The sequence below is a fragment of the Aquimarina sp. genome (assembly GCF_977115655.1).
Map to the genome: position 1 here is coordinate 1 of NZ_CDSBKO010000090.1, position 14291 is coordinate 14291.

At 52.6% G+C, this 14291-nt stretch carries 3 protein-coding genes; all 3 read left to right on the forward strand.

The window, feature by feature from the left end; all coding sequences use genetic code 11:
* Positions 1-2491 precede the first annotated feature (2491 nt).
* Positions 2492-2722, forward strand: coding sequence for a hypothetical protein (locus ACZIYX_RS22455; RefSeq protein WP_462684505.1), 231 nt, complete (start codon positions 2492-2494; stop codon positions 2720-2722).
* Positions 2682-8624, forward strand: coding sequence for a reverse transcriptase domain-containing protein (locus ACZIYX_RS22460; RefSeq protein WP_462684506.1), 5943 nt, complete (start codon positions 2682-2684; stop codon positions 8622-8624). Before ACZIYX_RS22455 ends, ACZIYX_RS22460 begins: the two co-directional genes overlap by 41 nt.
* 112 nt (positions 8625-8736) lie before the next feature.
* A partial coding sequence (locus ACZIYX_RS22465; protein ID WP_462684507.1) for a hypothetical protein occupies positions 8737-14291 on the forward strand: 5555 nt, incomplete at its 3' end.

Consider the following 14291-nt stretch of genomic DNA (forward strand, 5'->3'; position numbering starts at 1 on the left):
GTTTTGGAAGGAAGTTTTGATACGGAAAAATTGGGCAGTTGTTGCAAAAATTTGCAAAAGCCAGAATTGGCCCTAATTTCTTGAAATTGGGTCAACAAACAGTTTTTGCATCACGAATGTGACTGATCCCGTCGGTGACATTGAACAATTGAATCATTGGTAGTGAAAGTTGAATTTGACATTGTGATTTAGTGTTTTTTTTGACTCAAAAGTGATTTTTAATCGGTTAATAGAGGAGTGATCTCAGTGTAAAGACATAGTTTTAATCAGTAATTGGTATTTTAATCATTAATAGTGGCTAGCAGCGATTTTATTGACATTTGACGGGAAAAACATAATTCCCGTGCATAATTTTAAAAAGTGACAAAACTGTGGTTTTTATCAGTGATAATTGGTTTGTGGTGGTCAAAGGTGGGAAAAATAATTATTTTTCTCACTTCTAGTCAATAACAGTGAAATAAGACCCGGAAACCGAAAAAAAAAATATTTTTTTTTCGGGGCCCACTTTAATTTTGTGATATTGTGATTGTTGGTGGTCAATTGATTAAGCAAGAAGTTTGGTGATCCGTAATCGGACAAAATAGGCTAATACGAGTGACAGTGTCCATTATTAGTCTGATTTTGTCTGCCAGGAACATTTGTGTAAAATGCCGAGACCTCATACCAGATCTCGAACTGATGGTGATGGGGGTGAAAATGTAAATGACAATGGGAACAATTTTGATGATGAAAATAATTTTAACGAAAATGGGGACAATCAGAATTTTGAGAATGAAAATATTGTAAACGACGAAATTGGGGGAAATGGTCCGGTGTCAGGTGTGAATGGTGCAGAAAATGGGCCCACTAATGTGGTGACCAACTCAGCCACGGATTCTAGTTTAAACACTGGAACTGGCCCAGTAGTCTCGGTCGCTACAGATGGGTCAGAGGGGTTCATTGCGTCAGCAGGTGCGGGGATGGTGAGTGGTGCACAGGTAACACTCCCTGTGGTAACGACGATACCAAGCATACCCTCAATAGGGCCCAGAATTCAGCAATTGGGCCACTACACGGGGTACGGCAACGGAAATCCGTTGTACACCGCTGCACATTTCGCGAATGGGACGCAATTGAACTCACAGTGGTCGAGGGGTCCACCGCAGGGACTAATGCACCCCGCCAATCAACTCAGGGCACCAGGTTACCCCCTGACAGGTGGTTTTGGGGCCTTCCGACCTCAAAATGCATTTTTCGACATAGCTAGTGGGGCAAATTTGTCCCACCCCAATAGCTGGCAAAATTCGACGAATCAAAGACAGTTGACGGAGTGGGAGTTGCAGTGGGACATGAACCCAAGTGGGTCACATCCGAATGACACGGGTCATAGGGTGTATGGGTTGCATGGTTCCACTCGTAATCGAGAAGAAGATCGGGAATCGGTGGCCAGTCACAGGTCCGGAGCTGGAACGGCGGCTATGCTTCAAGAAGTGGTAGCTGCTAATCAGCGTTTCATGACGGATTTGGTTCGAGGATTGCCGGACATGATTCGGGCACAATTGCCCAACTCAAATGTGATTTCGGAACAGGAGCAGCAAAGGGGGCCTCAAAACCCTCCGACCTGCACTGGGGGCCGGAACCCGGATCATGCGGAAATTCCACGCCAGGTGATTGGTCAAATAATTGGTAGACAAGAACAGCAAAATGGACGAGGTCAAGATGGAGTTGTTGGGAGTCAAGGACAGGGTCAATACCCACCGGGCCCCCCACATGGTCAAAGTGGACAGGGTGGAACAGGTGGAGCAAGAAGTCGGCACGTGGTGGTGGATCCGTTCAATCCAGCACACTATACGGATCAACAACAGGGGGTACAGCCGGGGGCATCATTGCCTGGAGTGGGGGCATCACGTAGTGTGCTCCCATCTGCTAGCAGGACGCCAGATGATACCGTACCGGCACGAGATGGGTCCAGGGGTCAGGCAGTTAGCCATAATTGGCCCGCAAATGGTCAACCGGGGGAAACTCGTGTGATGACTGTTACGGGGAGGGCCAACCCTAATGGACAACATGTCAGCTTTAATGAGCCAGCGCAGCAGCAGCAACAGCTCAGCTTTGACCCTGGGAGACAAGGCCGACACCAGCAGTTCCAATCAACACCACGTTCAGAGAGGCAACAGGAGCCACGGGAGCCGAGCCTCAGTAGAGAAGATCAGCGAGCGGAATGGAGACGAACTGCTCGTGCATTTTGGCACGAGGACGAAGAAGACAATAATACTAGAAGACGGGAGACGAATGTTACGGGGGTGGCTAATCCACGAGAGCAACCTGAGGGTTCGCTCCCGACGGCGCGGCTACCAGGTGATGGACAAGTGGAGGACAGGCCTTATGGCCCCGAAGGTCAGGGTGGAGGAGAACCGCTGGGGGCAGTTCCTAGAAGAGTGGATCGGTCGGTGGAACCCACTCACTGGGAGGAACAAGTCCCTCATGGGGCCCCATCTGACACTAGGGGGTATTGGCAAGGTCAACGGCGGAATCTTGTTCGGGAAGAACAAGAGTTTCGGCAAGAAGAACCGCGGATCCAGCCACGATTCGATCCGCATACGGGCCAACCGTTGTTTGGACAGCAGCAAAGGCCCCAGAATTGGGACAACTCTGGCTGGGCGGGCTTAGGCTTGTTCGGTGGAGTCAACCCAGTTTTCAAGTTGGCGGAAGCGGATACGTTGGGGGAGGTCGCAAATTATGATGGAGCAAGAAATTTTGCGCCCTTCTTGTTCAAGTTCAACCAAAGCTTAGCCGCTCGTGAAATCACGAACCCAACAAGAAAGCTTTGTCTTTTGAAGAGTAAACTTCGAAAGACAGCAGCAGATGCGTTGGAGACACAGGAACGGTGGAAGCCTAGGGAGATGGCGGACTATGATAGGGTCGTGGCATTCTTGTCGGAGCGGTTTGAGCAACCGTTGGACATTACGTATGGGGTCAAGAGGCTGCAAGAGGTGAAACAAACGGGAACCATTCGGGAATTTTTGGATCAGCTAATGCTCGTCTGGGTCGACTGTATCATTCCACTCGACATGGGCGTAGAGCAACAAGAAAATCTGCTGGTCAAATATTTCCTTAATGGGATCCGTAGCAAATATCGGCAAAAGTTGGACATTGGGTTCAAATGCTCGTTTGAGGAGTTGAAAGACAGGGCCTTGCAGATCGAACGAAATGAAGACCCCCAGGAGGAGCCTTCAGCAGGAAAGGGCCAGCAACAGCAGCAGGGTCCTAATAAATTCAGTCGCCAGATGAAGACACCGGGAAATGGCCAGCAGGCAGCCTCGGCGGAAACAGCTCAGGTGGCTAATGCCAAGCAGGGTCAGGCTTCAGGGCAGAATCGTCCGCAATGTACCAACTGTGGACGACGAAACCATACAGCCGACCAATGTCGGGCCCCACCTCGGCAGTTCAAGCCAGGGTTGACCTGTCACGCGTGTGGTGGAGAAGGGCATTTCGCTAGAGAATGTCTCAACAAGCCGCAGGGGGCATCGGCCTCTCAGCAGCAGCAACAACCGGCACAAGCGGCGCCCCAACAGCAGCAACAAGGGTCCCAGGGACAGCAACCGTACGTTCGGGGGCAGTGTTATGATTGTGGGGGCACTGATCACTATCGTCGTGAGTGTCCTAATCGAAATCAGAGTAATCAACCGGCTTGGGGTGCGAGTCAGCAGGGGGCGCCCAAGAAAAAGTGGTGTGTGCATTGTCGGGTCAATGACCATTGGACTAGCCAGTGTCCTCGGGTCTTACCGGCAACGGGCTCCAACGCTGTGCAGTTTCAGGCGCAGCAGTGCCAACAAGAACCGCAGCCAATGCCACCGCAGAATTTTCTGGCGCAGGCTGCTAATGTAGCGCCCCCAGCGACACGACCGCCAGACCGGTTGTATCCGAACAATCCGCCACCGGCAGACGACTTGGAAGGGTTCGAACCAGTAAACCGGCGAATGCAGGTGGTCTCAATGACCGTGGATTATCCACCGCCACAAATTGGGATCAATAATGCGAAGGTCGAGCAAAAAGATCGGTACTACATGTACATCAAGGTCCAGCTGGAAGGCATCAACGTGAAAAGTCTGATTGATACGGGGGCTCAGTCGACCCTCATGAAGGCGGGGGGATACCGAAAGTATTTCAATCATCTCCCTCTGACGCCAGTTCAGGTGGCATTCACAGGGTTCAACAATGAGGTGACGAAAGCTACGGCGGGCGTGTTTGACGCACCCCTTACCCTTAATGGGGTCACGAAGACCATAAAGGTCTATGTCGTCGAAAGCTTGCAGTCCCCCATGTTATTTGGAGATGATGCCCTGCGCGCTTTCGGGTTGGTGCTGGACTATAAGAAACATCAGGTCACGATGGATGGGAAAACGATCGAAAGTTTTTCAGCTGGGCCAGAAGTAACAAACCCAGATACGACGGTGAAGAGAGTGTATGGGGTGGCACAATTGCCCAATATCTCGGTGTGTAAGGTTAATATGAGCCTCTCCATCCCAGCAGGCCAGACAGGGTATGTCCAATGCCGACTGGCACAACAATGGGAAGGGCAAGACGTTCATATAGAGCCTAATGGCACCGGGTTTGAGAGCATGGATGTGCTGGGCCCTAGGGCGATGTTTAAAGTGCGAGGGGGAACGATTCTAATGCCGTTCTCTAATATGGGTGAAAACACGGTGAGGTTTAGAAAAGGACAGAAAATCGGGGAAGTGGAAACGGTGGAGGTCATCAGAGAAGTGTTGTCAGCACAAACGGCGAGGGACGCGTTGGAAACGCTATACCCGGAGGCGGAGAATACCGCGGGGGGACCAAACCCTCGAGCGGAAATGGATGCTGCAGCAGCGAAACAACGAAGAGATGACCTCGTGCTGGATTTTAAAAGGGCGTTGATGGAACGGGCCCGACGGTTGGGTCCTAATGTGAAAATGCCGGAAGGGTTAGATCTTGAATCGGCTCAGATTTCCCCAGATGAGAGACAATTTTTGAAGGCGCTGATCAAAGAGTATGAGGACGTGTTCATGCAACAGGGTGAAGTGCTTGAGGGCACGACGTTGGTGGAACACGCCATCGAGTTGGAAGAGGGGGCCAAACCGATTAAACAGCCATATCGGAACCCTCTCGCGTATCGGCAAGCGATCTCTGCGGAGGTCAAAGATATGCTGGAGAAGAAGATTATTCGTCCATCGAATAGTCCTTGGGCTTCGCCGGTAGTCCTGGTGCGGAAGAAAGACGGATCCATCCGTTTTTGCGTTGACTATCGGGGGCTCAATCACATCACGAAGAAGGATAGTCATCCGTTGCCACGGATCGACGACACTTTGGCGACACTGTGTGGAGCGATGTACTTCACGACCTTTGACCTGCAATCAGGCTATTGGCAGATTCCGATGAAGAAGGCAGACATCGAAAAAACGGCTTTCTCGTGTCACGAGGGGTTGTTTGAGCATCTCGCAATGCCTTTTGGATTGTCAAATGCCCCAGCCTCGTTCCAAAGGCTGATGCAATTTGTGTTGAAAGGTCTCCTAATGGAGTTCTGCATGTGTTACCTGGACGATGTAATCATCTTCTCACGGTCCATATGGGAACACCTGTATCACATCAAGCAGGTGTTGCAACGACTTCGCGATGCGAAGTTGAAATTGAAGCCAAAGAAATGTGAATTGGTACGGCAGAACGTGCGATTTTTGGGGCACATCATATCGGCACGAGGGATCCATCCGGACCCTGAGAAGGTGGAGAAGGTCAGCCAGTGCAAGTATCCCACGTCGGTGAAACAGGTTCGACAGTACCTTGGGCTCACGGGGTACTATCGGCAGTACATCAAGGGGTACGGCGTAATCGCTGCACCGCTCTACGATTTGACGCAAGCGTGTCCCAAGAATTTGGCGTTTTCAAAGAGATGGAACGATGCCGCTGCGGAGGCATTTGATCGGTTGAGGAACGAATTGCTGAAAGCTCCGATTTTGGGCTATCCTGATATGGAATTGCCCTTTCGGCTCTATACGGATGCTAGCAATATCGGATTGGGCTACGTGTTGGCTCAAGTGGATCGTGAAGGAAAGGAAAGGGTCATCTGCTATGGGAGCAAGAAGCTCACGGATACGGAAACACGCTATGCCGTGACGGAAAAAGAGTGTTTGGCCGTAGTCCGTGCTTTCAGTTCGTACCGGCAATATTTGTTGGGTACGTTCACGACGGTCTACACGGATCATTTGCCGTTACTGCGGATCCTGGATCGTAATCGAAAGGCGGAGGATATCACCCCGCGGCTCTTGCGCATGGCGATGCTCTTAGCGGAGTATATGTATGAGATGAAGTATGTGGAGGGGTCCAAGCATACCAACGCGGACGCCCTGTCTCGGCCTCCCTTTATTGAGGTCGATGATGAAGAAGATGTGGAACCCATGAAAGCGTCGAAAAGGGAGAAATTGAAGAAGATCAAGGCGGCTTTGGTGTCAGCAGGCACGTGCTTCGTAGACGAAGAAAGCTTCGAAGGGCGAACAAGGGTGCGCGAAGCTAATATTCTGATTGAATTGGCTAAGCGGTACTTGTTCCAAAGCAGAATTGCTCCAGTAGAAGTGGAGAAGGTGGTCATCCAGAAGCCGGGTCAGACTAATGTCTCTGGGTTGGAGTCAACGGATGGAAGCAAACTCGCATCCGGTGTGAAGGATGGGGCGCGGTGTAGGCGTACCGGAGGTCGTGGACCAAAGGACGTGGGCAAGCGACCCGCATCACTGCGGCACATGGATGGAGTGGGGCTGATCATTCAGTTGGAAGCGGACAGGAATGTCCTCAGCTCAGATAGCGAAAGTGAAGAAGATCCGGATGAAGATGATCAGGGTGGTCGACAAATGTTACCAGGGCCAAATGATACGGTAGTGTGGCCAAATTTTGATGAACCACGGCGAGAACCACGATTGGGTGAAGACGAGGTAGTAGATGAGCTGCCTAGCTATGCAGAGCAACAGGCAGATATGGATGGGAAGCTGAAGTCAGATCTCGCAGAAGATTGTAAGGATTTGACTGAAGGGAGGTACTTTGAGTACTTTCAAATTAAAGCACCCTGGAATAAGGATGAAATCATCCGCGCACAGCAAGAGGATGATTTTTGGGGAGAGTTGATTTACTATTTGGACACGTTGGAGTTGCCAGAATCGGATAACCCTAAATTGACGAGATGGTTGGTGGCGCAGGAGCCTTACTATGTGCTTTGGGAGGGAATCCTCTACCGCATCAAGCGGAAACGGACTCCATCCACCCATGAGCGGATTGAGTTCCAGCTGGTGGTCCCAGAAGTGTTCACATGGCTCTTGGTGGAGATGATGCACACTACGAAGTACGGTGCACATCTGGGGATTGACAAGGTCTTGGGCAAGTTACAGCAGAAGTATTACTGGCCCAGGATGGAGAAGACGGTGCGGTGGTATATCGACGACTGTATCCCATGCCAACGATTTAGGAAGGGTACAAATAGGCGAATGCCATTGCAACCAGTTCGAGCGATGGCTCCATTTCATATGGTTGCCATTGATGTGATTGGTCCGTTGCCAGAGACAGATCGGGGCAACAAGTATATAGTAACCATGATGGATTACTATACCAAGTGGCCTGAAGCGTATCCTACGAAGGATCAAACAGCGCAAACGATGGTCGACTTGTTGCATGAACGGATAATTCCGCAGCATGGGGTCCCTAAGGTCATCATTACGGATCGGGGGCCGTGTTTCAACTCGGAATTGTTCGTGTCTGAGACGGCAGCAGCGGGGGCGCATGTGTGCTACACATCCCCTTATCATCATCAGGCCAATGGTCTGGTCGAACGGTGGAATCGGACGTTAATGGACATGATTAAGCCAACGGTAGAGCTGGAACCTGAGCGTTGGGATCGGTATATTGGACCTGCTTTGTTCGCGTATCGTTCGACGCCCCATGCGTCGACGGGTAATACGCCGTTCTTTCTACAGCATGGGCGGGATCCGAATCTCCCAATGGAGAATCCTCTATACGAAGTTGATAGGGGTATCCATCGGACAGAGTGGGCTGAGGAGGTTGCCAAGCGTCTGACCGAGGCTTGGGAAGTAGCGGCAAAGAAAAACAGGGAAATGCAGGTTCAATACAAAGCGTATTATGACAAAAGGGCAAAGGAACGGGACTTTAAGATTGGGGACTTAGTCCTCATGAAAAATCGGGAGAGACTTAATAGTAAGCGGATCAGTAATCGATTCCATCCGGAGTTCGAGCGGTTACATCGGGTAATTGCGACGGATGGACCGAAGCGGATCAAACTATTGCTGTTGGGGGCTCCGGAATCGGAGGGTCGTTGGTATGATGCCGAAGAATTCAAGCATTTTTCAGGTTCTGAAAAAGCCTACCTGAACTACGAAGGCAGGTTGCGGGCTAAACGGAATCCTGACAAATCTTGGGACGACGACGACTCCGAGTGCTTTGTGTGCAAGGGAACCTATCAGCAAGATCTGCAACGGCCGGACAGTGTGCTGTGGCAGAGGTGTGACTACTGCTACACGTGGTATCACGCGTCCTGCATCGATCGAAATCCGGAGGAGACGTCCTGGCACTGCCCTACGTGCGTGCGCGCTGGACACCTCCTCGAATGAGGGTACTACGAGGAACGGAACTTATCACTAAAATTAATTAATAATAATTAAATTTTATTAACATTATCTTAACATTAATATCCCAATTATCACTATTTGTTATTATTTCCAGATGGCGTTGTCGAAACAGAAGGCGTTGATGAAGATAAAGCGGGAACCGGAGGAAAACAATTGGGTCAACCCAGACGACCCCCATCAGGATCCGAACCACCCATCAAGATGGCTCAACGTTTGGGTCAATTGTGTACGGGTGTTCGGCCACGAATTGGGGACAACACTGCGGATGTTGACGGTCGAATGCTCTGCGATGGTACGACCGGCAATCCGGCTGTTGACGTTTCGTGACGGTAATCCGTCGTCGGTGATTGGACTCGACATCATTGGAACGGGTCTCCATCGCGACGACAGGAAGTGGTTCACGGACAATGTCAAGGATGGGCGAATGCCGACGCGAACAACGATCCCGTTGGTGCAGCGCTACCCGATGGCAGACGACCTGGTGCCGTTGCCGCTTCTATCGGGGACGATGCTGGATGCAACGTTCGTTCGTGCGTTGGTGACGTCCACAGCCTGGGGTGTGACGATCGTGTGGGATGTAGCCCAATGGCGGTTCAGGATTCCGGGGGAACTCCAGGAGTTTTTCCAGGGGGATAGCATCAAGCTGATTTGGGATGGGGAAAAGAAGAAACAGTGGTGGGACCTCCAATTTCCAGATGACGTGTTTCCGGCTAATGCCGTGGATCTCCAACCTATGGTCACATCGGAGGAATTTCCTCACGCAACGATGATGGGCAGTATCCGGAGGTTCTTCAACGAGCACCAAGTCGAGACACACGCTGGGGATTTGGGGATCTACGTTAATCCACTACGGCAGGGGAAAGGATTCAAATCGGGGTTGATCACACAGGGTCTCAGGGGGATGCTGAAGTACGCGGCACAACACGCAGCCTTAATAGGCGTACTGATGTCCCACACCAACTACAATCGGGCGGAAGCGATGGAACAACAGAACGATTTGCAAGCATGGGAGCTGATCTACGATGGTTTGCCCCAATGGGCCCGCGATGTGGTGCAGATTGACGGCGATCCGACGACTCACAAGGCTGAGTATCAACGTCGAATGACATGTCATCTGCTCATGGCGGACTCATTGTGGCGAAAGGAACAACAGGTGGGCGGTGGAATCTGTGGTCCGGTCTTTGATATGACCGGTGGCCATGTCAGCGGATTCAAACGGCCACAATTGGCAGAGAAGGGGATGCTGTTTTGCATCGATGTCGTCACGATCCAGATGGCCTACGACATCCAGCAATCGCTCAAGGGGATCCCAATAACGGCCCCCAAGAGTGCGTATCCGCAGTTCATCGTGGATCAATGTGTGGAAGCAAATCGCGGTTGGCAGCGTAATCCTGGATTACATCATGCACCGGCACAATTGCCTTCGCCTATGCGGATGCAACCGGCGGAGCCTGAGCAACCTGACAAATACGCAGCTGAGAAGGCGGCGTATGAATCGTGGATTGAAGACGACCCAGCTGAGGTGTTTGGGTTCGTCATGGGGAACTATGATTTAATGGGGCAGGTGCAGGATGAGGAATTGGTCGAATGGCGGGAGGAGAATAACACGGACAGTGAAAATTCAGAGGATTTTTATACGGGGGAAAAACGGTACAGGGGTACAAAACGGGTGATGTATGATAAACAATCGGGGTGTATGACCAAACAGCAGGTGTTAGACAATATGACATTAAAAGACATTTATAATAAAAGTGATCGGGTTAAACGGCGGCGGGAGTACAGGGAGTACAACCGTCAGCAACAGGGTATTGTAATTTTAAAGGGGAAATCAATGAGTCCAGAATTGGTGGCGAAGACCGAGGGGGTGTTAAAAGAGGTGCTGGATAAGCATTGGGAATCGCGTCAAGCCGGTAATCCGGTCCCATTCGGGTACAGGGGCCACACGGTGGCACTCCCTACGATGGAGACGATACCGAAAGGGCTTGAAGCGGCTCATGCTTACTGGGCCTACATGATGAATGCAAAACGCCAAATTGACAATGATGAATATGTGAGGATGAGGGGAAAATACACGGATGAGTCGGAGAGGGAACAGCGGATTATCCAGAAACGTGGACGGTGTAGTCCTGGTGTCACAGCCGATGATGGTCAGTCCCTAATGGGAGAGGCGGACTCGTTCGTCGTCTCTCCGCAGGTCAAAGACCGGGTTGAGCAGTGGCGGCAGGATCAGGGGGAGAGCCAATCTGAGGGTGAGGCTCGATCCCAGTTCACGTGGGAAGAAGATATGGCGGAAGATCGAGAGGTGGAGAAAGTAATGCGGACTCAGAATGTGAAGAAAGTGGCAAGCGGTCCATCAACACCTACGCGGGAGATGCATGAGGTGTCAGCGATGGACACGACGTTTTTAACGGATGTGAGCGGGGAGCAGGCGTATCAGGAGCATGTGCTCGAGAACCTGCAGTTCTATCAAGTGGAACATCCGGAGATCAATCCGCCGGATGTCGATAAAGCAATCCAAGAAGTGGTGGAAGCCGTGTATGTAGAGGCAAAATTGCCTGGGTCACCGGGGCAGAGGAAGGACTCGCCGCAACGAGCCCCATCGGAGCGGATGGAGGGAACTGAGGAGGCGCCAATGCTTGGAGCAATTGGGTCGTTCCGTCAGTTAACGGTGCAGCCTTCTTCGCCGGAGACTCAGCAACAGCAGGATTCCGTGGGAGAGTCCAGTCAACGGCCAGAACCACAATTGGTTGCTCAACAACAGCAGCCCAGTCCGGAGCAGGGAGAACCTGCGCGTCAACCACAACCACAATTGGTTGCTGTGCAACAGCAACAAAGTGGGGAGCAACAACAAGTGGCGCCACAATTGGCTGTTCAACAACTGCAAGGGGAACCTGTGCAGCAACAATCGGTTGAACAGCAACAACAAGATGAGCAGATGGAGTCGCAAGAGGCGGAGTTTGCGGGCTTCAGCGAAGAAGAGGGGGTGACGGGACCGTCGGATGATTCGGCTGATGATACGACGGCAGGGATAGTCAATCAGATCCCTGATGCGGAGTTCCAGCAACTGCTGGGTCAGCTGGAACATATGATCCAAGATGACGTGGGTCCATCGAAAGAGGAGCAAGAAAAGCGAAAAGAAGAAATTAGTCGACGGGTGGCGCGAACGGTGAAATATCGTCCATTGCCAGATGGTACTATGCCAGCGGGAGCACCAACTCCACCGGTGATTCCTCCCCCTGTGTACTACCATGAACCACCGGGTACACCTGGGGAACCTCAGGGCGGTATCCCCCAATGGGGCGTGGATGATATCGAAATCCTGGATGATTCGCAGGAACGGGAAGCGTTAATACGTTTGGGTCGTCAGGTGCGAGCTGACGAGGCGGCCCATCCAAAAATGTTTTCCTATCCGGACGTCTTCCAGGTGCGTAAACAACAGCGACTAACGGATGCATGGTTAGCAACCTGGGGACCAGATGCGGTGCCTCAGATGGACGAGCAAGCGGCGATAGCACTTAATAGTGTGCTTGGGGAGAATCAGCGGTTAAGGGCGTGGGCAATGGAGCGCCATAAAGAAGCAGTGCTGCGGCACCGTGATGAAAAACAACAGACGTTGATCCTCAAGGCACAGATTGATACGGCTAATGCCAGGGCTCGGTTGGTGCAACAACGTTATGAACAAGATCGGCTGACGTTGTTGGCACGGTTGGAGCTGAAAGAAGAATCGATGGCGGAGCTCCGGATGAAGTGTCAGGAGCTGTTGGATCAAAATAAGGCGATGAGAGAGGCGGAAGAAGCACGGCTTCAAGCTCAGCGTCGGCTGCCACGGCGGTCAACACATGGTCTGCCCCCAAAATTGGGTAAAAAATGGGGTCAGCAAGAGGTTCCAGAGGAGAAGCGGTTTGGGCGGCAATCCGGCCCTCGACGGGGTGAACCGGTTCCGGCTCGACACGACCCCCCTCTGGATCCGGTGTTAGCTCAAGCGAGCGATGTCAATCGGTCGATGACGGAGCAGGAGCGCGATGCGCAGTATAAGAGAGAGTGCCAGCGGTACGAACGGCAACGGCAACGCGAAATCGCGGCGGAAGTACGCCTCATTGAAGAACGCCAGGCGGCTCAGGCGGCTGAAGCGGCGTTGGAGCGGAAACAAGAAGAAGAGCGTCTCGAGCAGGAGGCGAAAGAGTTGAAAGAGTGGCAAGATGAACAGGCGAGAAAAGCGGCTCAGTTGGAGGCGGAGCGTCGGCAGTATGAAGCGGAACAACGAAAGGCGGCATTGGATGCGCACCCAGGGTCAACCCCAGAGAAACGAGCGCAGCTAATCCGGGATCTGGTGGCGGCTAATCCGCCGATAGTTGGATTACAACCACGCGTGGATCCACGGACGGGGGCAGCGGTCATTCCTCGGGAGCAAAGGGTGGTGCGAGAGTCGAGTGTCGTGCGGTCGTCGAACTCGGCGTTTGACACGGTTCCACAGCGGTTAATACCGCCGGTGCAACAGCCTCAACAGCAACAACAGGAGCCGGCTGCGGTGGATGAGTTGGATCTGGGCCCTCAAGACGATGACTTTGAGGAGCGGGTACATCGCGAACAACAGATGCCGTTGTCAACGTCAACTCCATATAAAGAGGTTGTCGAGCAACATCTACGGCAACATCAACAAGCAACGGGTCAGGCGCGGGATAATTCCTCTACTGGTCAACAGCAGGGGTCTAATGACACTTCCGCGAAGAAAGCGTGGTCGGGCGAACGACAGCGGTCTCCGAGGGGACATGATCAACGCAGTGGACCACGGGCGTCATCGCGGGGTGGCAAACACAAGCGGCAAAGCAAGTCGCCTCCCGGATCTCGTGAGAGCAAGCGACATGCGTCGGACGAACGGGGTCGTCAACGGGGTACTCGAGAGGAGAAAGAAGGGGCGATTCGGCGTTCAATCCATCGAACGTTGTCTCGTCTTCGAGCGTCACAAGAGCCAGAGGATCCTCGGCGTGAGGGTCGACGGCGGAGTCGGGATGGTAGCCGGCATGAAGAACAGCGGCAGAGTCGGGACAGTAACCGACAGCGGGGACGTCAAGACGGTAGTCGGGATGGTCGACGAGGCGACCGGCGGAGCAGAGAACGCTCACCGGGGAGCTCACGGCTAATGCCAGACAATCGTGGAGTACCGCAATCGGGGATGTCTCAGGCTCGGGGGCAAGATTTCTTGCGACGGGCACAACAGGAGCAAGACGCCAGGGCGAAGCAACACCAGGTAGCGCGGCAGGGACCACGAACTCCGTCGCGGTCGCCGCCGGTGACGCCGCCACAGTCGTCTGGGCATGTTGTGAAAGGGGAAGTGGCGGAATCGCCTGTCACTAAGCCAAAGAACCCGAAGCAAGATGAGAGTGAAGAAGCAATGTGGCGAGTAGAAGAAGAGCAGCGGCGACAGAAAGAAGAACAGATGTCGTCGAGGCCGGAGTCAAATGTCAGTGTGGACTCTTGGGCGGAGCCAGAACCGCGAATGCGGGGTCGGACGTCGTCAATGCGAACGGTACGATCGAGAGGTGTGGGGCGTGGGATTGGCCGAGGCGTTCGCCCAGCAACGCCGCGGGTGGACAGCCGTCCGGGCAGTCATGAAACCACACCTGAAGCAGCGGCACCTCGGGTGAGATC